We start from the raw sequence: 24778 nt of genomic DNA on the forward strand, positions 1-24778 counted from the left end.
TCACAGATTGCAATTCTCATATATAAAAAAATGGCGATAGGAGCCGTGGGGTGTTAATGATAAAGACTGTATTACACTTTGATTCAGTATCATTCAGGTATCCAAAACAAGAAAAGGGACCCTTAATTTATGATTCTATGAAATTTACCGTACGAGAAGGAGAGTTTGTCAGCATACTCGGACCAAGCGGTGCTGGAAAGAGCACATTATTCCGGCTTATTACAGGGCTGGAGCAGCCCACTGGGGGCAAAATCCTCCTTAATGGTGAATATTTTTCAAACCGGTTAGGACATGTGGGATATATGCCGCAGCAAGACTTATTGATGCCATGGAGAACCATTTGGGAAAATGCAGCACTGCCACTGCAAATTAAAGGTTCCAAACAAGCCGATATGCGAATTTCCGTTGAAGAGCTTTTGAAGGAATTCGGCTTGGGAGGCCACGAGGATCGGTATCCAGCTGAGCTCTCCGGCGGGATGAGGCAGAGGGTCTCCTTTTTAAGAACGATTCTGACTGGTTCACAGGTTTTACTGCTGGATGAGCCTTTCAGCGCTCTTGACGCGATTACCCGATTATCTATGCAAGAATGGCTGTTGAAGCAATGGGAGAAAAGGAAAAAGACGATATTGTTTATTACACATGACGTGAACGAGGCACTGTTTTTGTCTGAAAGGATTTTTGTGTTAACCGATCCGCCTGTTTCAAGGATGGAAGATATACCTGTTCCTTTAGATAGGCCGAGAACGCTTAAAGCCTTGGATATACCAGAGATAATGGTGCTAAAAGACCGCTTGATTGACCAGCTTAGAACAAAGGCAACAACATGAAAAAGTGGAGGGAGCATACGTATTCTTTCATTTTACTGGTAGTCGTTCTCGTATTGTGGGAAGCGATAGCCTTCAATATCAAAATGACTTTTATTTTGCCTTCACCAACAGACATATTAATGAAATTATGGGAACTGAAAAAAGTTTTATTGCTGGAGCATTTGCCAGCAACATTGTGCATCATTTTAATCGGACTCGGCATCTCCATTATATTAGGTGTTGGCCTGGCCATATCCATGAATTCGAGCAAAATTATCGAAAAGGCGTTTTACCCGTTAATCATTTTTTCCCAGATGATTCCTACGATTGCTTTGGCACCAATTTTCATCCTCTGGTTTGGATATTCCATCTGGAGTAAAGTGCTTGTTACCGTTTTGATAACCTTTTTCCCGATCACAATCAATACTTATGATGGCTTACGTGCAGGGAGCAATGATTTAAAGGAACTCCTGCTGACAATGGGAGCAAAGAAAAAGGATGTATTCTTGCTTGTAAATGTTCCTTCCGCCATGCCTCACTTTTTCTCTGGTCTAAAGGTTGCGGTTACCTTAAGCGTGATCGGGGCGGCTATTGGGGAATGGCTTGGAGCACAGGCGGGACTTGGTTATTTTAGCAGGCGGATGATGACCCAATTTGACGGGGCGGGCGTTTTCGCACCGATAATCGTTCTTTCTGCTATGGGAATCATGTTGTTTTTACTGGTGAAATGGGTTGAAAATAAAACACTGATGTGGAGGAAATCTGAATGAAAAGGATATTAGCAATCACTCTGGGAGTACTATTGCTTTGCATGCTGGCCGCCTGCAATAACAGCACCATTAAATCAGATGCAAAAGACAATGGTGAAAAGCAACTAAAGGAAGTGAATGTCATGCTGGATTGGTATCCAAATGCAGTACATTCCTTCTTATATGCGGCAAAGGAGAAAGGATATTTTGAAGAAGAAGGGGTGGATGTGAACTTCCAGTTTCCCGCCAATCCGACAGATCCAATAAATCTGGCAGCTGCAGGCAAGATCACGCTAGGGTTGACTTACCAACCGGATGTAATTCTCGCGCATGCGAATCAGGATGTACCAATCAAATCTGTTGGAGCTATAGTCCGCTCACCATTAAATCATGTTGTTTTTCTTGATGAAAGTACGATAAAAAGACCCAAACACCTGGAAGGAAAGACAATTGGTTATCCCGGAACACCATTGAATGAAGCAATTGTGAAAACGATGGTCACTGAAGACGGTGGAAATCCGGATAAAGTCAAACTGGTTGATGTAGGCTTTGAACTGGAATCATCACTAGTGAGCAAAAAAGTCGATGCGATTATCGGAGCATATATTAATCATGAAGTGCCGGTACTTGAGCATAAAGGATATAAAACGCGATATTTCGACCCAACCAAGCATGGTGTGCCCAATTATTATGAGCTGGTAGCTGTGACAAGCGCACAAACCCTTGCAAAGGATAAAGATAGCATTGATGCGTTCTGGCGGGCTGCCAAAAAAGGGTTTGAACATATGGAAAAGGATCCGGATGCCGCACTTGAATTGCTGCTTACTAATCAAGATGAAGCGAACTTTCCACTTGTAAAATCAGTCGAACAGCAAAGCATTGAAATTTTGCTTCCTAAGATGAGGACTGAAAATGGATTTGGGTTACAGGATCAAGATTCATGGAAGGAAACATCTGAGTGGATGAAAAAAACCGGATTAATTAAACAGGTTCCAGAATTAACAGAAATGTATATAGAAGAATAAAGCGAATAATAATATTATGTAAACTTCATGCGATTTTCTACATGTTTGGAAGGCCGTGTGAGGTTTTTTTAACAAATTTTCGGAAGTATTGGGCAGATTTGCATTGGCAAGAATACCGCTAAATATTGGGAGATAATATTTTTTGATAGCCGCACTGTTATTAATAAATTATTGCGCTTGAGAATATTCTTAGAAAACTAGTTATCCAGCAGATCGAATGTTTATATATAAATTGATGTAAATATGCAATCAGTGGCTTGATAAATTGTGTGAATCAAAAATCTCTATTTTGTCTCATTGTTTTAAGTATTCTTTGCATATGAGATATCATTTGCTTGTATTACCACAACTTCTTATAATATATATTATGTAAACTAGGATAATTTTACGCCGTGATTGGGGTTATCCGCTGACGTTCCTATAATATCTGTACTTTGGAACCTTCCATCCGCACATTCCTTATAATTTTTCACGTTTTTCATATGAACGATAATCCTCCTTTTGAACGATAATGTTGTGTATTTGTACGGATAATGAATTATCGTCTAAACAACTTTTATTGGAGGTTTTTGGTTTGCAATTAAAAGCTGCAATTGACAAATTCATACTGTACATTCAAGTTGAAAAAAATTATTCCACACATACAGTTGTCAGTTATGAATACGATTCACTTCAATTTTTAACATTTTTACGTGATCATGACTGTTCAACTGATTTGGCTTCCATCACCAAGACCCATGTCCGTCGCTTTATCCAGCATCAACTGGGAACCCACAAGCAAAAACCGCGTTCACTGACCACTCTTTCCGATTCTTTGCGCCGTAGATAGTACCCTGATAATTTTTAGTTTCAATAACAAATATGTCATATGGAGTGATAACGATATGATCAATTTGAGAATATCCTGATCTGGATTTCCGGTTAGGCACCATTATATCCGATAAGTGTCTGAACTCTTTTGGCAATTGATCCAATTGATTATCTATCTTATATTCTCCTAATTCTCCTTTTCTTACCGCAACCCGGTCATTTTGACGTTTATTTGAAACTGGTGTTTTTACATCTTTAGTGCCTTCATTAGTTGATTTCTTTTTCTTTTTGAATAATTGAAAGAACATGACCTTTATCTCCTTCTCCTCATAAGAAACAGCAGCTGCTTAACCTAGCAGAAGAATTATTTATAGTTTAGTCTGATTAAACCTAAATCATTCTTTCAAAGTGATAAATATGTTCCAAATAACAACTGTTTTTTCACTAATTTCATCTTTGCAATAAATATATTTCTTCACATTCTCTTTAATACTTAAAGTTCGATCTTCCACAAACTGGCCCTTAAATGTAAAAATGGGTGCGATCCTTCTTACGGGAAAGCGCCCGATTGTAGAATATCGTTTATCTATTGAATAATAACCTTGTACTAACCAGCAACCTACTTCATATTTTGGTCACTAACTTATTCCACTTATATCATCCAGCATTCATAACAGAATTTTTAGTAAGTGTAAATAAGATATAAGAGTCTACTTTTTGGGCTGATCAAGTGCTTGGTAAGCTACCTGATACTTTCCTCCATCCGCAACTTCTGAATGATACAAGGCCTTGAGGGCATTGTTTTTTTCAAGACCATGCTCAGCCTTTAGTTCTTTAAAGCGTGTATGCAGTTCTTTATTTTCCTTAATTAGTTGTTGCATTTGCGATTTTAAATACTTCAAAATATTTATCTCCTTTCTAAATCTCTGAGTTTAGCCTAATTTTTAACAGAAATAACCTGTTTAAAAAGATCCCTAAATTGCTCCCGGTCTTCTGCTGTAAAAGGCTTTGGTCTTGTTCGCTGTCCGCCTTTTCTAGCCAGTGAACTCAAATAACGTGTTTGTAATAATTGGTCAATATTTTCATTTGTATATCTAAATCCTTTATGGTGGAGGACGATAATTCCTTTTGCTAAACCTAGTGACGCAAGACCATAATCTTGCGTAACGATAATATCTCCTTTTTCCACTAACTTCACAATCCGATAATCTGCAGCATCTGCTCCAGAATCAACATAAATGGTTTTCACTCCTGATGGCTGTTCTGCATTAGAAAAATGAGAAAAGCTTGTAACAAGGATAACCTGAATTTCAAAATCGCTTGCTTCAGAAATAATAATATCTTTCACCGGACAAGCATCTGCATCCACATAAATTTTCATCTTTCCCCTCCTGTTAAGAAGTTCGAATTACTATTTAACTTGATCTTTTTCAACTATAAAAGGGACTGGTGACTTTTGTTTAAAAATAATAAAGAGTTCTTCCTTTTGCTGTATTTTTCTATCCTCATATTATACTTTATAGAATTGTGTTGGCAAATGGTCGTTCAATTGCCAACACAAGATACCTTAGAACTAAATACTTGATTAGAATGTCATACATTTTATAGGTATAAAAGAAAAAGGATAAATGTACAGGATGATCACCTGTATACATCTATCCTTTTTGTACAACAAAGACCTCATTTACCACAATAACAATATTGTTTAAAAAATGAAAACACTTTTATTGTGTTTAGCATTGATCTCAAAGACAGCACATTTCTTGGGTTGAATACTTTATCAAATCACTATATATAGTATCCGGAACGAAAAAAAGATACTAAATATGTTTTGTAAATCATTATTACCCAGTAATTTTTAGATTCGAAGAGGAAAAGTAAAAAAACTATTTATATAATTTTTTCGGTTTATCCTATAATAGATTTACAAATTTTAAAGGCCCTATCTATTTCTAGATAAGGCCTTTGGAATGTTCCCCTGTGAACATTAATGCCGTTGCAACGACATTGATATTTTTGGTTGCTAACCCTTACAAATTCGGTTTTAAACCTTTAAATTTTGAACCTTTTCACCATATCTTGAAGTTCCTCTGCCATTGAAGCAAGAGAAGTTGACGATGCATTAATCTCTTGCATAGATGCAAGTTGTTCTTCTGTTGCTGCTGCTACGTCCCCTGACATAGAACTATTCTGTTTTGCTGCTTGAGTAATTAATTCAGCAGATTCTGCCACTTCTTCTACACTCGCTGATATTTGTTGTACTGTTGCAGTTATTTCTTCAATCTGCGGAGTTATGTTTCTCGTACTATCAAGAATCGTCGCAAATTTGCTCGAAGTATCTGTTGAAACTTGTACACCCTTCTCTGCATTTTCCATTACTTCTCTCATAATCTTAACTGATTGTTCTGTATCTTTTTGTATTACCGCAATTAAATCAGCAATTAATTTTGTTGATGATTGTGATTGCTCGGCTAACTTTCTTACTTCATCGGCAACTACAGCAAACCCTTTTCCATGTTCCCCGGCTCTAGCAGCTTCAATCGCCGCGTTAAGGGCCAACAGATTTGTCTGGTCTGCAATTCCGCTTATTACATCAAGAATCTTACCAATTTCTTGAGATCGTTCTGATAGCTGGGTAATAACTTCGTTGGATTCACTTACAGATTTATGAATAAAACGCATTTGTGAGAGGTTATCTTGAACAAATTTACTACCTTCTTCAGCTTCACTTGTAGTCTCTCTTGCTAATTCAGAAACACTTGCAGAACTTTCACTAATTCTTAATACGCCTTGAAGTACTTCTTTTAAGGAGTCTGAGTTTTTCTCTAAAGCGTGGCCTGCATTTTCAGCTACGCTTGCAATCTCTGATATAGATGTGGCAACTGTTTCTGAAGCTGTAGTTGATTGTTCCGCACTAGAATTCAATTGTTCTGCTGAGGCAGCAACAAGGTCTGCATTTGACGAAATACCGGTAACTACTTCTTTCAGGTTATCTGTCATTTGTTCAAAAGATTGGTTAAGTTCATAAATTTCATCCTTGCTTTTTAACTTTATTTTTTCAATGTTTAAATCACCAGAAGCAACTTGTTTTACTGCAGATGCTAATTGCTCAAGAGAACGACTTATGTTTTTTGACATCCAAATACCAGTGGCTATTGCAATCATTGCAGCTATGGAGCTAATAACCAATGGTAATGTCATATTTCTTTCAGAAACTGCATAAGTTTGTTCTGTTTGTTTCTTTACCACTTCTTGTTCAAGCCACTCGTTAAAAGAAGCAGCAGTTTCGGCCATCTCTGAACTAATAGGAACAATGTTTTCTCTATTCATCTTTAAAGTTTCTTCTTTATTAACAGCTGCATGTTCCATTACTTTTACCGACTCTGCTTGCCAATCTGCATTCAATTTTTCTAACTTATCTAATGTATCAAAAGATTCCTGTCTTGTTGCTATTTTCCTGGATTCTACAATTAGTTGGTTGATCTCGTTATGTGTTTCATCGATTCGTTCCCGCATTTCAGGGTCGTTATACAATAAGTATCCATGTAGGTAACCGATTTTCTTTGCAAGTCCAGTTTCTATGTTTTGTACTTTACCACTTAATGCAGTGGCATTTTCAAGCAAATATTTATAAGAATCATTCGTTTCTTTCATATTAAGATATGAATACAAAGCAGAAATTCCAAATATGATGGAAATTGCTATGAAACTTCCAACAATTTTTTTACTGATTGATAAGTTCATTAACTCGTTCCCCTTTTATGTGATTATTGATAACATCGACAGATTTGCATCAGAATTTAATAAAATTCGAGAAATTTATCGAGTATTGTATGAGAGTATAATTTTTTGATGTGGCTAAGTTCGTTATCGTATATTCATTTCAATTATTTGCAATAACTTGAAAGATATTGAAATAAGTAAACTGCAAAATCCTTTTCACTTTGCATATTTTTGTTAAAAAGGCAAGAAAGCTGCGAGTAAACCGTTCCGCCGTTTAAATTAAAACGTGAAAAAAGTGCGAATATGATAATATTCGCACTCTACACACCCTTCCTCTTAGTTGAGGTCATTATAACTTATTGCTTCGTATACTTGTTGTTCACATTTACTATGTGAACCGCATAATCCCCACCTTGTCGATTATGGCTTGTTTCAGGAATATATCATGGGGAAGTAGTCAATAATGAATTAAACGATAATCATCATTATTTGTACGGATAATCAGCTTTTCTACGATAATTTATGAGAACATTCAATAATTGAAAAAGTGCAACCAAGGTATAAATATTATGTAAGCTAAAAATAAACTTAATACTATCATGGGATCACACTCTCAAGTTTTACAAATTTCAATTTTGTATTTTTTGGTTTGTTCATACTACCCGCTTTACCATCTTTAATCCCTAATGCTATGTATTCTTTCTTTTTCACTTCGTCCTTTTTTGCAATTGTCTTATTGAAACCCTGAGTATATGAAGATTTTAAGGAATTTACCGAAGCGTAATGCGGCACAACTAATTTATCTTGCTTTTTACCAAGTAAGTATCCTTCTTTCTTGGCAGTTATATGTTGGTTTTCTAGCTGCTCGCTTCCTTTTTGATATCCTTCATCAGATCCACTGGCGTAGCCCTCTTGGTATGCATCTGAACCGCTTGTAATTGAATTTTTACTAGTGGTACCTTTTTGACCAGCAATCAACCCGGCTTAATATCCAGCCTTTTTACCCTTAGCTTCGTCCTGCACTGCGGCCTTTTCTGCGAGTTGAGCGGGACTTCCGTTAATTTTGGCAGTATCATAGCCACCGGGAGCCTCACAGGGTATCCCGTCATCCACAGAATTTCCCCAGCCATCCAATCTTTCTGGATCATTTGTTTTGCTGTATCCTTTACTGTTCAAATATTCAACAACTTCATCATAACTGGAGAAATCGGTGCAATCCTTATCCCAAGAATCATTTGAATTCGCTGACGAATCCGGGCTTGAAGAACTTTGGGATGAAGGTGTACTGGGTTCCATTGCTCCTCCATGTGTATGGTATTGCCCTGTTTGAAGTCCCCAGCTTCCACAATTAGTCCTACATGTATGGCCGCCACTTGAATCAGTTCTCCCTGGGTGAGCATGGGCATCCTTTCAAATATTAAAACAAGGACAATCATCAATAAAAACACCGGAACAAAAATCATCCATCTTTTCATTAATCCTTTCCCTTTATACAATTGTCTTTTTCTAAATTTTTCTAATAGCGGGGCAACAGTGTAAATAACTATTTTCAGTGTTCTCCAAATATTAATTGATAATTTCTTACTTCAAATGATGTAAAAATATAATTTTGGCTGACGGCTGCCGGTGTTCATAGTAAGAATGGTGTAACATTTCTAACAAATATTCACACAATTTACAAACTATACACAAGGTATCAATCCCCCGTTGTCGTATCCTTCCGTTATAAAGGAGGAATAAATATGCACGTAATTGAAAAGGGAAAAACATATTACTTTTCACAATGTGAAACGTCGTAACATCGGAATACTTGTTGGCGAAAATGATGAATCCGTTTTTCAAGTTCTTGTCACTATAAGAGCGAACAACCACCTTACGAAGAATATATAGGGATTGGGCAAGGATAAATGCCAGAAAATGCTTTAAGAAAGGTTTTGATGAGTTACAACAGGAAAGCTCCAAACGGATTTAAGATATTGCTGCAGACGATAGGAGGAGTGACAATAGCCCAGCATGCTTTTTTATGGTACTTTTTTAAACTGCTCTGTCAAATAAACAAGAAAGGATGACAAAAGGTCCACCTCAAGTCGGACCTTTTGTTTAATTCGCTATGATTAAAACAAAGAGGCACTACATATGCTGATAAAATGTAGTTTGATTAGTTCGTTTGTATTGCAGGAATAACCATGAAATCGATAGCAAAAAGCATTTCAAGCCCGCTAACCAGAGTAAATTTGTAAGTCCTAGTTTATTTTCAAGCGTGTAACCTAAAATAGGTCCTAGGGCGGCCCCTAAATCGACTACAATTGTAAAGGTTGTCATAATAAAAATTCTATTCGCAACCCTTGCAGTATGTTCAGTGACAAGCCCATCCATTATGGTTGTAAGTGACGATGCCACCAATAAATGAATTAATAGTATCGGTAACCAAATTAATATTGGCAAGTCGATGGGTAACACCAAGAGGGTGAGGAAAGCCAACGCTAAGAACAAAGCTAGTGTCCTATTTTTGTATTGGACTTTATCCAATAACCTCCCTACTTTCGGAACTACGAAAGGTGCAATTCCCCATCTTAATGCCTGTATAAGTCCAGCGACTGTTGCAGCTCCAATAATCACTTCAAACAGGTTAATGTGATTGGAATATTTAACATGAATAAGATGGCTTAGCGTTGCTGTAATCATCCCTTCAAAAAGCATAGTTAACAAAAATGCCGTGATCATAATCATGATGAGCTTTTGATTAAAAATCGATTTTATATTGGGAAGCAATAATTGATGTGTTCCCGCTGTTTCCTTTTTGTTTGCGAATGTAGGAATGTATTTAAAGATAAATGGGATGGTCATCAATGCGGTCAAACCGAGGGCGGTACTGATCACCATCACCCCAAATAAGTCGGCAAATATCCCTCCTAATAACATCCCAATTAGGCTTCCAAGACGGTACAGCCCATTATAACTTCCCATTAAATATCCACGGTTTGAATCAGAAGAGAGTTCTAAAACCATTAAATATGCACCTAGCTTAAACATTGACCATGAGAATCCCCAAACTGAGCGTAGAATAATCCAGATACTAAAATTCTCTACAACCCCGTAACTAATGGTCGTGATACTGCTAAACAAAACGGCAATCAGGATTCCCGTTCGGAAGTTTATTTTTTTGTAGATATACCCGATGATAGGATTTAAAGGCAGTCGTACAAATCGGTTCACAGACAGAAGGATGCCTACCTGTACCAATGAAGTAAGTCCAACCTCTTTCCAGTGTGTCGGGAGTACAATATAGAGCATAGAGTCTCCCGCTAAACAAAAGGCAGTAATAAGGGCAAGTGCTATAACAGGTTGTTTATTTTGTTCAATAGTGGAGTCACCCCTCGGTTCCTGCAAAACAAGACCAATCTGAGACTGGCCTTTAGTTTTAACCACAGCAGGATTTAATTTAAATCTCAATCTTTACAGGGACACTGGTTCCGCAACAAGGATTTGTTGCAAAACGCTCCTTTTCTACCGAGCAAGACGCCGACTCACAATTATCGACTGAGGTAGTATCGTCTTCACAGCAGTTTGCTAAATTAACACTGTACACGCTTGTTTCAGGGAGTTCTAGATGAACTTCTTTTGCACCTGTAAGATCCCCCGTTAAATATGCGACTACTGATCTTACCTGTTCATAACCTGTAGCGAGCAAGAATGTTGGTGCTCTACCATAGCTTTTCATACCGACAATTTAGAAATCCTTTTCAGGCTGCCTGAGTTCTTCTTCACCATGTGGTCGCACCGTTCCACAGCTGTGAATGTTTGGGTCAATTAGTGGAGCAAGAGCCTCTACACTTTCGACAACTGAATCCAGGCTTAATCTTACTTCGTTTAAGAATGATGTATCGGGTCTGAATCCCGTGCTAACCACGATTTCATCGATGCCATCGATTGAGGTTTGCTCTCCGTTAAGGTCCCCTGTGATAATGATTTTCTCATTCTTGGAAGAAACTTCATGGATATGAAATGGTGTCAGGATATTTACATTTTCGGATTCCACGAATTGTTGAATCTTAATTCCTAGCTCCCCTCTCGCTGGCAAACCATCGCTTTCTTGACCACCATATACATCTGCTATTTTTTTCTTGTAAATAAACCCCAGTTGCCTTACTATGTGTTCTTCTCCAGCTTTACCCAGCATCTATTCCCAGGTTGAGAATTCCGTTTGTTTCGCCACATACTTATCTAATTCTTTTTTATTGATCTTTTCGAAGTCATCGTTCTTTTTAAATTCAAAAGGACTTTTATCGAAGAAATCTTGGATGGATGAGTTGTTTGTGTACTTACTCATGAAATTGTCAGTAAACAATTCTTCAAAACTGACTGTTTGTTTCTTTTCCAGCTTTTCTGTTTTTCTTTCCATGTTTTTTAGATTTTTTTGTAAATCATCTGAACTGTCATATACCATTGTTTGATAATCGTTATCGTTAGCAACTCCTGATGATTTTCAACATACTCCATAAACCAGTGTATCATCCCATCCCACTCGGAAAATTTTCCTGGTTCATACAATTTCCAACCCAGTTCCTCCAAAGTAAAATTGGATTTGGCACTGTTTCTTAACATAGAAGTGGATACTAAATTCTCACTATTATTTTCTCCACCTTTTACTATGGGTACAATATGGTCCATCGTCGGTGAAAGATCCCAATAAGCCGGATGGCATTCGTTCACCTTCCAATTTGGATGATAAGGAAATTGATTAGGGTAAGTTTCCGATAAAACTCTTAATACAGGAGGGAAAATAAGTTTTTGACCGCTGTATCGATCGATAAACCCGTCCCGGATTAATATATTAAGCATCTGTAATTTTGAGTAGGATCGCTTAGCATATTCTAGTCCATAAAAAGGATAGTGCTTAGTGAGAAGAGCTTCTCCTTTATCTCTCTTCCCGCTCATTAAATTACTACACACTTCACTTATAACATTTGCTTTCTCCAATATGAGTCACCTCTCTAATAACCATTTTTACATTTGAATACATTGACTATTGGATAGATATTACCTCAAAGAGAAAATACGGAAACCAGTAAAAATGACAATGCGAACGGTTTAATAAACAGGACACAACACCTTTTTCAATTAACGCCCCCTATAGTTTAAATACATTTTTTCACAAACTTTTCTTTGTTACAGGCATGCTGCCCCTTTAGTTGAATAACAAAATCAGTCATTAATGGTGTCGTTAAAGGATTATTTCCCCTGAATGAGGACTTTTTTTTGTTTGAAAAACAAATAAATAATGGAGTGGATGCATTTTTAAATGCCTTCTTTATTAATTTTAGTACATACAAGGATGCCTTAATAAAGTCCCAAAGAGAATTGGTCGAAAATCTGTCCGTACCTATTATACCAATTTCACCAACAATATGTATTTTGCCGTTAATTGGAACGGTCGATACTTTCCGAACAAATGTGATGGAAGAAAAGGTCTTACAGGAAATAGGAAAATTACGTATTCAAACTTTGATTTTGGATTTGTCAGGGATTGCAGAGATGGATAATGAAGTAATTGATCATTTATTGAAAATTATCGATGGCAGTTCAATGATGGAATGTCGGACTGTTATAACTGGGTTGAGAGCTGAGGTCGTTAGAAAAATGATCCATTTAGGTTTCAGGTTTGGAAAGGACACCGAAACATTTGGATCTTTACAACAAGCATTGAATAAGCACATAAGTTACTTGGAATTAGATATTAAATCCAATTTTTAGAGAGGAGAGTTGCTTTGGCAACTCTTTTTTAATCGTAATTTTGTTTATCAGATAATCGAATCCTCTAGATTCTTTCTTGAACTAACCTGCCCCTTTAGTTGAAGAAGAAAAAGCCTTACTCCTTATTGAAGTAAAGCCCCGATAGTTTAAGAAGAAATCATTAAAGTTGGAGATCTAAATCATTTAAAGTCCCATTCAATATTTATGTGATTTTCTCCGCCAATTCTAAAATAATTCCCTCTGGACCACGAACGTAGCATAACTTATAACTTTCTTCATATTGCTGTATCTCACTAAAAATTTCCGTGCCCTTCTTTTTCAATTTTGCAACAATAGCTTCAATATCTTCAACTGCAAAGCAAATATGTCGGATACCCAGCGTATTTGCAAAAGGTTGCTGAATATCTTTTTCATCTGACGGCGTATAAAATTTGACTAGCTCTATCCATGCCTGACCATCTGGCATCCCCAATCCTACACATGCCGTTTTAACATCATTAAGCCCAACTATTCTGTCCAATTGTTCTCCATCCAATTCCCATTCCGCTTGCACTTCAAGTCCTAAATCAAGAAAAAACGCTTTAGCCTCTGAAAGATCATTTACGTTTATACTCACATGATCTATTCTATCGATCTTCATATCTCATACCTCCTATGTTCTTGTTATTTTCAATACCTGTATTTGTGTAAGGTTTGTTTTAAATTCTAATTGGCTTAAAACAGGAAAATATCCTTCCTTTTTCAACAAACCTGCCCCTTTAGCTCAATAAGAGGAATTCAATAAAAAAGGCCTTTAATTCTTCCTGGATCAACGCACCCGTTTGCTGAAGAAGATTACAGATATTAGTCAGATTGAGGTAACATTTTAATAAAGTATTTTGGGGATTCAGTAAACCCCTGTCGCATATAAAACCTATGTGCAGCTTTTCTCCTTGAATGGCAATGGACTTCGATTCTATCGCAATTTCTTTGTATTGCTAAATCAGTACAGTATTCTTCAATCTTTCGTCCTATCCCCTTACTTCTAATGTTTGTATCAACTGCAAAATAACTTATCCTTGCGAAGTATCCTCTTACAGCTAATTGAGGTATAAAATGAATGGAAATTAAAGCAAGAACCTTTTCATCTTCTTCAACACTAATAATTCCTCATTGGTTTCCATAAGAAGTGTTTCCACTTTATCTTTTATAAATTGCTCCGTATCTGGATACTCTAACTGGGTTAATAAAGAAGAAATTTGCTTCCAATCCTCAAGATCGGCTTTTCTAATCCCCATCCATTCCACTCTCCAATTTTATCAATATATTCATACCTATAAGAAACTTTGATTGTTATTCAAACTAACTGCCCGTTAGCCACCTATAAATCACAAAAACAGCGATTCACCACAGAGAATGAAAATGCTCCTAAGCCGTCCATGCTGTTTCTATGGCCGGAGAGGAAGGTCGATACACTATGGTGCCATTGAGCCCATCCGTTAGTCTGACTCCAACTACCACGGTGTACCACCGACTGTCGCACCCTTGATGGATAGCACTCATGGGAGATTAATCCTAATTCTGGTTGTTGCTCCAGCTGCACTTATTTTACTCCAACGAGAAAGGTTTGAATCCAAGCCATGTACCACTAATTTTATATCTAACTTTTATGAGGTCCAGCCTCTTTTTAAAAACTGGTTTTTCTGGGTCTATTTTGTATGTCTTTTTTCAGTTTTTATTTTCATGGGAGTTTTATTTGTTTTAAAGGAATAATAATTCATTTTACAAAAACCAGTTAATGGGAAATTTCGTTTAAGAACCATAAAAAAAGGTCCTGGAAACCCAGCACCCTAAAATTCATCAGCCTATTAGCTTCTTTCAATTCATCAACAACATCCAAGAGCAATTTTAAGGCACATATTTACTCCCCTTTAACTTGTATCTGTTCTAGTTCAACAACAAAACTAAATGAAGTTGCTATTCTATGCAACTTCATTTTTGCATTATAATTCCGAGGCGTACTTGTTTAATTCTTTACTCATAGTTTCGATTTTTGATATAAACATTGAAATGTCCTCTGTGGACATCGCTTGCTCCTTGCCAACGGAAACCACTTTCTGGATGGATGTAGTGATATCGTCCATTGACTGTTGGATATTTGTAAGAGTTTCCCTTATTTTTTCAGTAGAGGACATTGTTTCAGCTGAAAGTTTTCTAATCTCGTTAGCAACTACTGTAAATCCAGCCCCTTGCTGACCAGCTCTTGCGGCCTCAATAGATGCATTTAAACCCAATAGGTTCGTTTGATCCGCCACTTTCTTTATAAATTTTAAGACTTCATCGGTTTTTTTTACTTCTTCTGAACCTTCTTTGGCTTGTTCAAGAAGAACGTTACTGATACCAGCAAGAGTTTCAGAACCTTCTGTAATGTTAGTGACACGAGTATTTGCTTGTTCAAGTGATTGGACAATCTCCTCTGAAATCCTTCTTAATGCTCTTTCATTTTGTTTCTGGAGCTGAATAGCTACTGAACCAATCACTTTTCCTTCTGCAACAATAGGCGTTGCTAAGCCAGTAAATGGAATACCAAAAAACATCTCGGGGACTTCTTCCTCAATAGATTTATTATATTTTATACAGGCAGCCAAGGGTTCTTCTGGGTTTATTTTCAAGCCTCGCCGTGCTCCTATATCAATTTTTTTCCCTGGGTGATAACACAGCCATTCATTAGTATCTGTTAACCCAATAGCGATATCCGGTAACATAGAATGAACTACAGGAATAAATTTTAAGTAGTTCTCTAAAATAGGATGTACAGCATTGGAGTTAAGTGTCATATAGTTCGTCATTTTTCTATCCCTCTTAATTAGTTTAGTAAAGCACCCGTTAGTTCTATAAAATAATTGTTATTTAATAAGTAATATATTATTGAACATTCTGGTTATTCATTAATGATTGATCAGTTTTTTCCTGTATAGTTTCTAAAACTAGTTCTTGTTTCCAAACATTCTCATGCCACAATCATCTTCATCTTTGCATACCCAAACTTTTTTCTTAACTTCTTTCCAACCGTCGTCAAGAAATACCGTTTTATACTCAATGTCTTCTTCGTTCGTGTTTCCGCATACAAAAAATTCTTCAGTCATTTCATTCATGCCCCTATTCTATTTATTTAGAAAATACACATTTTTATATACATAATTTTACCATCTATCATATTGATTGGTTGCACTTAATTAATATTTTTTATGCTACTAAACTGCTCCGTTACTTCAATAAGAAGAAAAGAATCGCCGCATAACCCCATTTATTCACCTACTAATCCATCACCATCTCTATCATCCATATATTTATAGAGCCATGAATCTCGCGTAATTGGCATTTTAAAGCCAGCAGCTTTGGCTTCAGAGATCGTAACACTTCCATTATGATTGGTATCCACCTTACTAACAACTTCGATGCTACTTACCGGTTCGTTTACCGGTACATTGTTTGTTTTCGGTGGCGTACTGCTCGTACCTGTCGTTTTCCCTAAATTTTTGTTCACTTCATCTGGGTTTACATTGTCAAATTCATCTGTAATGGTTCTGCCCTGAATTTTGTATGTGAATTTATAATGGTTAGGAATTTGTGTCTGAGTATTTGGATATTGAATCACTGCTACGAAATCTGTACAACCTCCAGCATCTCTAATTACTTTTTCCATATAAGATTGATCGCCGTGCCTATTGAGAATGTTGTCTTGAGGTGTAATGTTATATGTGTTAGATACTCCCCCAAGTGAATCAGCAATTACATGCCCTTCATCTAGCGTTGGACTCTCTGTGCCGGGAACGTTTGCTTCATCGGAATAGTATCTCCCAGATGATGAAACATGTTCAGTATTCGGATTTTGGAGTGTTATTTTTTTCGCCTCAACACGAATGAGCTGACCGAAGTCATTTGTATACGCCCAATATTCCCGTCCTCCGAAACCGACATCCACTTTGGCATTTGGCTGTCTATATCCTGAAATGTCCCCGCCGTCTACTTTAAGTAGGGTATATTTGCTGTCATCAAATCCGCCCGCTGTGCCTGTTGCCTTTGGCGTGCTGGATGCAGGAGCCGCTTTGGTGGGTTCACTGTCACTCTTTGGTTTTTCCGTGTCATTAGTTTTAACAGTCTTAGCGGCCGCACTTGTTTGGGATTGCACTTTTTTTGGCGAAGCCTGTTCGGTAATGGTTCCGCAACCCGCAAGGAAGGATAGCAAAACCACTGTCGCTACAACGGAAATTACTCTTTTGTTCACATTTCTGCACACCTTTCACATGTTTCTCCACCATACAATTCGTATACAAGCAATAACACATTTTGAACTTTTGTTGGAATATACCTATCTTTGGTGTTGAATCCTTATTCAACTAATCTGCACCTTCTGTACAAGAAGAAAAAGCTGCCAAGACTGACAGCTAAGAGCTAAGTTATTTAAGTTAAAACAAGATATTCTTAACATAAAAGAAGCCGTATAAGAGCCCCATCAATTGGACAAATAACGGCGAAGTAACTTAGTCATATTATACCATATCGAGGTACTTTACTTGGTTTAATTTATTTTTTATTTTTTCAGCTATCCTGCCCCTTTAGTTCCATAAGAAAAAGCCTTACTCCTTATTGAAGTAAAGCACCCGTTAGTTGAATATCATATTATAACCATTTGCCTTCTGCTACAACAAAAGCACTACCACCTATTTGTATTGTGTACTTGGAATTATGTTTAGTAGCTACTGCTTTTAATAATGATTTCCTATTAATCGAATAACCTTGTTCAACTGAATAACTTATATCTTGGCTATCAAAAACGTTATGTCCTAATAAATACCCAGCTAAATTTCCGTTAGCACTCCCCGTAGCTGGGTCTTCTAAATGACCTGACGTAAACATAAAGACTCTTACATGTAAATCGTTAGATGGATTTACTGTTTCTTTTGTAAAGATAAGAAGATTTGCATCTCCTATTTCCTCTAAAAGTTCGTCATAAAGTTGATGATTTAATTTACAGCAGTTTACTGCATCTAAAGTCTTTAAATTTACAATAATGCTTGGTAATCCAGTTGAAACTACTTGGATAGGAAGTTCAACATTGATATCCTTAATGTCAATTTGGAGAATTTTTGAGATAGTTTCTACATCTATTGTATTTTTAAATATTGGCTGATTTTGTAACATTAAACCCTCTTGTCCATTAAACATTACAGGAATCTGTCCAACTTCAAGATTAAGTTTAATTTCATTTGAATTATTACCATCTATGAAACGTTGAATAATGTATGCGGTTCCAAGTGTAGGATGTCCTGCAAATGGTATCTCCGAATCAGGCGTAAAAATCTTTACATCGTAGCCACCGTTTTTTTGTAATCTAGACATTATAAATGTAGTTTCTGAAAAGTTTATTTCCTTCGCAATTTGTTGCATTTTTTCTTGGGTAATATCCTCATCAGGTATACAAACAGCTAATTGATTTCCTTCATATGGTTTTCCCGCAAAAACATCAACTATGAAAAATTTCATTAAGTTTCTCTCCTTTTAATCCTTATTATAACATTTCAGTAATATTGAAATAGTTTTTTCTTAAAGTAACCTGCCCCTTTAGTAGAATAAGAAAAAGCCACCAGGTACTGCAGCTGATCTTCAACATAAGCACCCACTAGTTTAAGAGTACATTACTTCACAATCTTTAGTTTTTCGCATTAAATAAATCCTTTCACTTCTTTTCAACATATAATGATGTAACCTAACTAAAAGGAGTGAAATCACATAGGATATTTCTCTCGCCAGGGGACAATGAGCCCACAATCTCCTCCTCCAACATTTATACCACCAAAACCTTCCGTATCTTATATCGTAGACTGTGTATATCAATACACTTATGTATGGCTTAGAAATGGGAGTCAATTTTGGTTTTATCCAACTCGTGTGGAGTATGGTGAGTTATCTGGATATAGGTGGAACGGCGTCTTCTGGCAATTCTTTGGAATTGACCCCAGACTTATAGATGCTGTTGCCTGTCCTCCTATCCCTACCCCATATTAAATACAAAAAAGTCTTGTGGTAATTAAAGACACAAGACTTTTTTCTTTATAATTAGCTTAAATCAATTACACAATTTCCAGGATATTATCCACTGTAAGAAGTAATAAATGTTTCACTAAACTGCTTCTTTAGTTGAAGAAGAAAAAGCCTTACTCCTTATTGAAGTAAAGCACCCCGTTATTTGAACAAGTACCTTTTTTAAAATTATTTACACCGAACTAGATTTAAGTGAATAACATGCCTATAAGTATGATTTTAAAAAAAGAGGTGAATAAAATTTATGGTTAAGTATATGGATTATACTTCCCCTGCGACTCAGTATACATTTGATGTGAATAAAAGCCCTTTGTTCATTAAAGACAACCAAAATTATATCAACGTTTTAGGTGTTCAGCAGCTGAATACGCTTGAAGATGTGTCCCTGCTGGATATTTTCCTTAGCAAGAGTAATGTGGTGGAACCCCACTATCACCAGAATGCTGCCGAACTCGTCTATTGCATCTCTGGTTCAGCCGCTGTGTCGATGCTGAATCCTTTTACAAAACAACTCCAAACTTACATCATAACTCCAGGGCAAGTGGCAAATGTCCCGCAAGGCTGGTGGCATTATGAAATAGCCTTAGTCGATAACACTCATCTTTTGGCAATTTTTAATGCACCAACTCCAGAAGTTATTTTAGGTTCTGATATTTTGAAATTTACTCCTTCAAATATCATGTCGCATACTTATTGTCTTGACGAAAATCAATGGAAACAAGCAATTGCACCTGTTAAACCGACAACATATATAGGTCCATACAAGGACTGTAACAGAGTAAAGGAAAACATACCATATCAAAATATAAATCAACAATATCAACAACCCCAATATATTCAAGAATACCCACATACCCCCATTCAACAGTATCGGCAATATTGGGGCTAACGGATGAACGGATTACACCATAGGCATGGAACATCCATGTCTTCTTTGTGGTTAATTTCCTTCAATGAGACGAAAAAGTAAAATGCAATTTCATACTTCTTATTAAACAAAACTGCCCTTTAGTTGAAGAAGAAAAAGCCTTTCTCCTTATTGAAGAAAGCACCCGTTAGTTGAAGAACCAATGTTAAAATTTACTTGTATCGACTGTCAGTAAAGCAATTATGCTACAATTCATATAGTCTAATAATTATGCACTATTTTAGACAATATTTGTTTTGGATGTAGATAGTATAAAAAACGATATAAAAGATTGCTGAAAATTTGTAAGGGGGATTACGACTAACTAACAAACATTTAGCGTTCCCCACATTTGAAAGGGGATTTTATTTGAATCAAACATTATTAGTCATTGATGCACAACAAGAATTAATTGATGGAAATCAAGAAGTAGGTCCAATCTTCAATAAAAATCAACTTATCAGTAATATCAATAAAGTGATTAACAAAGCAAGAGAATCAGGTGTTCCAGTTGTGTTTGTAAGGGATCTTGATGTTGCTGAAGGAAAAGGTAATGGATTTCAAGTTCACAATGAAATTAATGTACCCACTGAAGCAAAGGTTTTCGATAAATCCGCAACAAATTCCTTTTATGGGACAGGCCTGTTAGAACATTTAAAATCACAACATATTGAACATATTGTGATTATGGGCTGTGAAACACAGCATTGTATAGATAGTGCAGTCAGAACAGCAACTATTAGTGGTTTTGATGTAACGTTAGTTGGTGATGGGCATTCAACATTGGGCAATGATGTTTTAAATTCACAACAAATAATAAAGCATCATAATACTACACTTCACGGTCATTATAATGTTGATCACTTTTCTATTGTCAGAAATTCTGAGGAAGATTTATTTCGTCCAACTCACGATTCTTATAGGGAAAGCTAAAAATAGCACTTAATAAGCAGGGAATTTCCCCTGCTTTGTTTATTTCATATTCGAATATTAGATTCGTTCTCATCTATGACTAAACTGCCCCTTTAGTTGAACATGAAAAAAGCCTTTCTCGTTATTTAAGTAAAGCACCCGTTAGTTCATTGAGAAAAACATTTCTTATTCAAGAATCCGCACGTTTGTTCTAAGTTAAATCCTATTAATTGAACTTGAGCACCCAGTTTATTTAATAGGATTTAGATTTATAACTATGGTGATTTATATAAAATTCATCTATCTTACTAAATATTTTTTGTATTGTTGAGATTGGAGTATAAGGATTTAATAGAACTGCTCTTAACCAACGTCTCCTCTATAAGTTGGCAAGGAGAAAAAAAACGTTCTTCATTAAGCAGATACTGTTGTAATTCTAAGTTCCATTGGTCCCATTGTTTCGAATCGAGATATTTTGGTCTTCCTCTAAAACAACATAAATTTGTATCAGGTTCACTTGCTAATTCTATGTAGGAGCGTTTTTTAACTTGCATTACAAATTCCTCAACTAATAAATAACTTTCCTTCAATAGTTGGTCGTAACCTTTTAGTCCAATGTGTTGAAGCGACAAATATTACTTTAAAATGTCCGCATGACGGGTGCCTTGAACACTAACTTCACCTAAATTTGTAAAATTTATATCATTCATATATGGAGCAGAAATTCGGAAATCCGTTTCCAACAATTCACGATTCTTAAATAAAACCATAGCACATGTTTTTGCAACATACATCCATTTTTGAGGGTTAAAAGTTATAGAATCTGCCCTTTCAATACCAGAAAGTAATTGACGATACTTCTCTGAAAATATTAATGCCCCACCATAAGCATCATCTACATGTAACCAGAGCCCATACTTCTTTGCTGTTTCTGCAATGGATAAGATGGGATCAATACTACCCGTTACAGTTGTTCCGGCCGTTGCTACAACTGCAAAAGGTTTTTTCCCGTCTTCAAACAATTTAATAATCTTTTTTTCTAAGTCGGAGATATCCATCTGAGAATTACGATTACTTTTTACAGAGATTACACTAGAGGTACCTAATCCTAATAACATTGCTGCTTTATGACGAGAAGTATGGCTCGCTTCTGGTACTAAAATAACCCACTGTATATCACCTTTACAGTTTTTTGATTGCTTAATTAAAACTTCCAAATATTTATAATACTGTTAAAAATAAATAAGGATGGAAAATTAGAAAGAAAGGACTAGAGTTAAATGATTTCAAGAAAGAAATTGGGTATTTTCCTTACCTTCTTGGGTGCATTAATAGTTATTATACACACTCAATTTGTATATCCAGAATTGATGTACACACACTGGATCGGTGCCTCCCCCTCCCAGGCAGACTGTTAAGAACATATTATCATGTTCTCTTTTTTTACTGTCTACCTGTAGGGGATAATATCACCCCTCGTTAACTGGTTGACCCTTTTTTCATTTGGTCTTAATATAACTTGGAAAAAATGGTCACCGACCTTCGATTGTTTTGGAGATATGCAGTACTAAAATATTTTCACAGTGAACTCTTTTTTGATACCTCCTAAGCCCAACATGCATTACTTAATAATAGTTCAAGAAAACAAGGAGTATTATAGTATGAATGTAGTTTCTGATGGAAATGCAAAAGCATTATACATTTTCTACAATTGGAAGGGCAAAGGTTGGGTATGACGGGATTCGAAAAATGCGAAAATGGGGGAATCTTAATGAGTATTAATGATGGCATTTCACATAACTTGCACAACTTATCCAAACAATGTACCAACCCGTACTGCAAAAATCCAAATTGTAAATGTGGAGATCAATGTAAATGCACACCCAATAACCAATGTGGCAGTGTGGAAGCAAATCCGCCAAAAATAATTCTCACAAAATTTGTAGACGAACTTCCAATCCCTCCTGTTTTAAAACCTCAATGGAAAGATCAGTTATATACGTATTATGAAGTGAATATGACGGAATTTAAACAATCTCTCCATAGTGAGTTAAATGATACAACGGTATGGGGCTATGAAGGCAGCTATCCAGGTCCTACCATAGAAGTAGAAAAAGGTAAAATCGTATTTATCAAATGGATCAACAATCTTCCTGATAAGCACCTGTTTCCTGTAGATCATACTGTGCATGGTGCCCATATGGACGTACCGGAAGTACGGACGGTGGTACATGTACATGGAGCTTGTGTTGAATGGGAAAGCGATGGCTATCCGGAGGCTTGGTTTACAAAAGGATTCAAACAAGTCGGTCGATATTTTAGGAAGCAAATCTATCGATATGATAATTGCGGTCATGATTCCACACTTTGGTATCATGACCATGCCTTAGGTATTACTAGGCTTAATGTTTATGCTGGATTGGCGGGATTTTATTTAATCAGACATCAACAGGAACGCTTATTAAATTTACCAAGTGGGAAGTATGAAATCCCTATAATGATACAAGACAAGACATTTAATAAAGATGGATCCCTTTATTACCCAAAGCAGCCAGATAAACCAATCCCGGAATTAGAAACGTCGATCATTCCTGAATTCGTGGGAAAAACGATATTAGTGAATGGCAAAGTACATCCCTATTTAGAAGTGGAACCACGTAAGTATCGATTTAGGTTGCTAAACGCATCCAACACCCGTTTCTTTAGAATTAAACTTGGCTCAGGACAACGTATGTATCAAATTGCAACCGATGGAGGCTTTATACAGCACCCGATAGGTGTAAAAGAAATTATGTTAGCACCTGCAGAACGAGCAGAGGTGATCATTGATTTTACCAATCTTGAGGGTAAGAATATTATCATGACAAACGATGCCCCTGCTCCATTTCCAACCGGAGATCCAGTTGATGAAAATACGGGCACTGTGATGCAGTTTAGAGTAACTCTTCCATTGTCTAGTGTGGATACGAGTGCTATTCCGGCTTATATAATGCCTGTTCCCAAAATAAATGAACAGTCAGCTTCCAAGATACGATACCTAACACTAAATGATAACATGGATAAGTACGGTCGTGAATTTATGTTATTGGATAATAAACAGTGGGATGCCCCCATCACTGAAAATCCAAAATTAGAATCAACTGAAATATGGTATCTCATTAACTTAACTACGGATACACACCCTATTCATCTTCACTTAATTGATTTTCAAATCTTAGATAGGAGAAATTTCGATGTAGAAAAGTTTAACAAGGACAAATTGATCCATTATACGGGTCCGGCGATTCCTCCTGAACCATACGAACGAGGATGGAAGGATACCGTTCGAGTTAATCCTAACCAGATTGCTAGAATTATCATGAAGTTTGGTCCTTTTACCGGATTGTATGTATGGCACTGTCATATCTTGGAGCACGAAGATTATGAGATGATGAGACCGTTTATAGTTATCCGATAATAGACTGTGTTCTGTCAAAAATTAATAGCTTAAACACCTTTATATAATTTAAAATAATCCCTTAGATTTTCTTGAAGTACAAAATTAATCTACAAAGAGCATTGGGACCCAATGTTTTTTACTTTATTAAGCTAACCTGCCACTATAGTGGAACAAGAAAAGCTGCCCAAAAACAGCTCCGAATTTTAAAACACCTGATTCTGGGAATCTTTCTCGTTATTAAAAGTGGAAGAAGCAATATCAAAAAAGAGTTTAAATCCAAAATCCTCGTTTTTTGAAAAATAACTTAACCGGCAAAAATAGGCTGTAAACCTTTCTAACTTTGAGTCATAAAAGGAATAAGCCTTTCCTTCTTTTAGTTCAAAGCAACAGATAAAATCGTGCATTGTCCGCGGGGAAGAGAAAGTTTTTCTCCTAAAGGTGCTCTCAATGTGTTTAGCGATAAACTCGACAATATACACGTAAAAACCTCCCTTCATAAAACAATAATAAGACAAAATGAAGGTCGCATTTCATTGAGTATATGGCGGTTTTGTAACATTACTGGTACA

The 24778-nt window shown here is 36.4% G+C and carries 25 protein-coding genes and 2 pseudogenes; 8 read left to right on the plus strand and 19 right to left on the minus strand.

The annotated features are described in order from the left end of the window. The first annotated feature begins 56 nt into the window (after window positions 1-56). From D0466_RS20190 to D0466_RS20205, 4 genes are all read left to right on the plus strand, one after another. A complete protein-coding gene (locus D0466_RS20190; RefSeq protein WP_117324312.1) occupies window positions 57-827 on the plus strand; it encodes an ABC transporter ATP-binding protein in 771 nt (256 codons plus the stop codon). Continuing rightward, window positions 824-1576, plus strand: coding sequence for an ABC transporter permease (locus D0466_RS20195; RefSeq protein ID WP_117324313.1), 753 nt, complete (start codon window positions 824-826; stop codon window positions 1574-1576). The genes D0466_RS20190 and D0466_RS20195 overlap by 4 nt, the downstream gene beginning before the upstream one ends. Further along, window positions 1573-2580 carry an ABC transporter substrate-binding protein gene (locus tag D0466_RS20200; protein ID WP_117324314.1) on the plus strand — a complete coding sequence of 336 codons (1008 nt, stop codon included), beginning with the start codon at window positions 1573-1575 and terminating at the stop codon, window positions 2578-2580. The genes D0466_RS20195 and D0466_RS20200 overlap by 4 nt, the downstream gene beginning before the upstream one ends. Window positions 2581-3091: 511 nt before the next feature. After that, window positions 3092-3409 (plus strand): site-specific integrase, encoded by a 318-nt coding sequence (locus tag D0466_RS20205; RefSeq protein WP_117324315.1) that lies wholly within the window; start codon window positions 3092-3094, stop codon window positions 3407-3409. Here D0466_RS20205 and D0466_RS20210 read toward each other — a convergent pair. The 11 genes and pseudogenes from D0466_RS20210 to D0466_RS20255 all read right to left on the minus strand — a co-directional run bounded on the left by D0466_RS20210 (window position 3330) and on the right by D0466_RS20255 (window position 12093). Continuing rightward, on the minus strand, window positions 3330-3698 hold the full coding sequence (locus tag D0466_RS20210) for a nuclease-related domain-containing protein (protein WP_117324316.1): 369 nt from the start codon (window positions 3696-3698) through the stop codon (window positions 3330-3332). The two genes, D0466_RS20205 and D0466_RS20210, sit on opposite strands and share 80 nt — an antisense overlap. A gap of 402 nt (window positions 3699-4100) precedes the next feature. Next, complete coding sequence (locus D0466_RS20215) at window positions 4101-4292, minus strand: hypothetical protein (RefSeq protein WP_048008527.1); 192 nt, start codon at window positions 4290-4292, stop codon at window positions 4101-4103. Window positions 4293-4327: 35 nt separating this feature from the next. Further along, complete coding sequence (locus tag D0466_RS20220) at window positions 4328-4771, minus strand: YaiI/YqxD family protein (RefSeq protein WP_117324317.1); 444 nt, start codon at window positions 4769-4771, stop codon at window positions 4328-4330. 671 nt (window positions 4772-5442) lie between these two features. Continuing rightward, window positions 5443-7134, minus strand: coding sequence for a methyl-accepting chemotaxis protein (locus tag D0466_RS20225; protein WP_117324318.1), 1692 nt, complete (start codon window positions 7132-7134; stop codon window positions 5443-5445). A 576-nt stretch (window positions 7135-7710) separates the two neighbouring features. After that, window positions 7711-8091 (minus strand): FliH/SctL family protein, encoded by a 381-nt coding sequence (locus tag D0466_RS20230; protein ID WP_117324319.1) that lies wholly within the window; start codon window positions 8089-8091, stop codon window positions 7711-7713. 6 nt (window positions 8092-8097) lie between these two features. Then, window positions 8098-8409, minus strand: coding sequence for a hypothetical protein (locus tag D0466_RS20235; RefSeq protein WP_233522757.1), 312 nt, complete (start codon window positions 8407-8409; stop codon window positions 8098-8100). An 18-nt stretch (window positions 8410-8427) separates the two neighbouring features. Beyond that, window positions 8428-8508, minus strand: a pseudogene (locus tag D0466_RS23735) (YHYH domain-containing protein); the annotation flags it as partial. Between the two features lie 735 nt (window positions 8509-9243). Beyond that, the gene (locus tag D0466_RS20240; protein WP_233522758.1) at window positions 9244-10566 is read right to left on the minus strand and encodes an MFS transporter; all 1323 of its coding nucleotides are present in this window, start codon (window positions 10564-10566) and stop codon (window positions 9244-9246) included. Beyond that, window positions 10556-11239 (minus strand): annotated as a pseudogene (locus D0466_RS23740) (flavoprotein); the annotation flags it as partial. The pseudogene D0466_RS23740 and the gene D0466_RS20240, both read right to left, overlap by 11 nt. A 54-nt stretch (window positions 11240-11293) precedes the next feature. After that, window positions 11294-11515, minus strand: coding sequence for a hypothetical protein (locus tag D0466_RS20250; protein WP_142919959.1), 222 nt, complete (start codon window positions 11513-11515; stop codon window positions 11294-11296). A 5-nt stretch (window positions 11516-11520) separates the two neighbouring features. After that, window positions 11521-12093, minus strand: a complete 573-nt coding sequence (locus D0466_RS20255) for an HNH endonuclease (RefSeq protein WP_117324322.1) — start codon at window positions 12091-12093, stop codon at window positions 11521-11523. Between the two features lie 279 nt (window positions 12094-12372). On the opposite strand from D0466_RS20255, the gene D0466_RS20260 reads away from it, so the two are divergent. Then, window positions 12373-12867: an STAS domain-containing protein gene (locus D0466_RS20260; RefSeq protein WP_325048748.1), complete on the plus strand. Its 495-nt coding sequence runs from the start codon at window positions 12373-12375 to the stop codon at window positions 12865-12867. A gap of 202 nt (window positions 12868-13069) precedes the next feature. Here the strand turns inward: D0466_RS20260 and D0466_RS20265 are convergent, their stop codons facing one another. From D0466_RS20265 to D0466_RS20285, 7 genes are all read right to left on the minus strand, one after another. Further along, complete coding sequence (locus D0466_RS20265; protein WP_117324324.1) at window positions 13070-13507, minus strand: VOC family protein; 438 nt, start codon at window positions 13505-13507, stop codon at window positions 13070-13072. Between the two features lie 203 nt (window positions 13508-13710). After that, complete coding sequence (locus D0466_RS23745; protein WP_199484601.1) at window positions 13711-14013, minus strand: GNAT family N-acetyltransferase; 303 nt, start codon at window positions 14011-14013, stop codon at window positions 13711-13713. Further along, complete coding sequence (locus D0466_RS22640; protein WP_199484600.1) at window positions 13974-14144, minus strand: hypothetical protein; 171 nt, start codon at window positions 14142-14144, stop codon at window positions 13974-13976. Before D0466_RS22640 ends, D0466_RS23745 begins: the two co-directional genes overlap by 40 nt. Window positions 14145-14849: 705 nt before the next feature. Beyond that, entirely contained in the window at window positions 14850-15695 is an 846-nt protein-coding gene (locus tag D0466_RS20275) for a methyl-accepting chemotaxis protein (RefSeq protein ID WP_233522761.1), read from the minus strand. A 138-nt stretch (window positions 15696-15833) separates the two neighbouring features. After that, window positions 15834-15992 (minus strand): hypothetical protein, encoded by a 159-nt coding sequence (locus tag D0466_RS22395; RefSeq protein ID WP_158555978.1) that lies wholly within the window; start codon window positions 15990-15992, stop codon window positions 15834-15836. Between the two features lie 161 nt (window positions 15993-16153). Continuing rightward, on the minus strand, window positions 16154-17134 hold the full coding sequence (locus D0466_RS20280; protein WP_117324325.1) for a DNA/RNA non-specific endonuclease: 981 nt from the start codon (window positions 17132-17134) through the stop codon (window positions 16154-16156). Between the two features lie 395 nt (window positions 17135-17529). Beyond that, entirely contained in the window at window positions 17530-18393 is an 864-nt protein-coding gene (locus tag D0466_RS20285; protein WP_117324326.1) for a PhzF family phenazine biosynthesis protein, read from the minus strand. An 802-nt stretch (window positions 18394-19195) separates the two neighbouring features. Between D0466_RS20285 and D0466_RS20295 the strand changes: the two genes are divergently transcribed. Both D0466_RS20295 and D0466_RS20300 read left to right on the plus strand, forming a co-directional pair. Beyond that, on the plus strand, window positions 19196-19840 hold the full coding sequence (locus D0466_RS20295; protein ID WP_117324328.1) for a cupin domain-containing protein: 645 nt from the start codon (window positions 19196-19198) through the stop codon (window positions 19838-19840). 387 nt (window positions 19841-20227) lie between these two features. After that, complete coding sequence (locus tag D0466_RS20300; protein WP_117324329.1) at window positions 20228-20791, plus strand: cysteine hydrolase family protein; 564 nt, start codon at window positions 20228-20230, stop codon at window positions 20789-20791. Window positions 20792-21405: 614 nt separating this feature from the next. Here the strand turns inward: D0466_RS20300 and D0466_RS23185 are convergent. Further along, window positions 21406-21987 carry a pyridoxal phosphate-dependent decarboxylase family protein gene (locus D0466_RS23185; protein WP_233522762.1) on the minus strand — a complete coding sequence of 194 codons (582 nt, stop codon included), beginning with the start codon at window positions 21985-21987 and terminating at the stop codon, window positions 21406-21408. Window positions 21988-22694: 707 nt separating this feature from the next. Between D0466_RS23185 and D0466_RS20310 the strand changes: the two genes are divergently transcribed. Further along, window positions 22695-24227, plus strand: a complete 1533-nt coding sequence (locus D0466_RS20310) for a multicopper oxidase family protein (protein WP_117324347.1) — start codon at window positions 22695-22697, stop codon at window positions 24225-24227. The last annotated feature ends 551 nt before the right edge of the window (window positions 24228-24778 follow it).

This window comes from Peribacillus glennii (assembly GCF_003429105.1).
Taxonomy (GTDB): Bacteria; Bacillota; Bacilli; order Bacillales; family DSM-1321; genus Peribacillus; species Peribacillus glennii.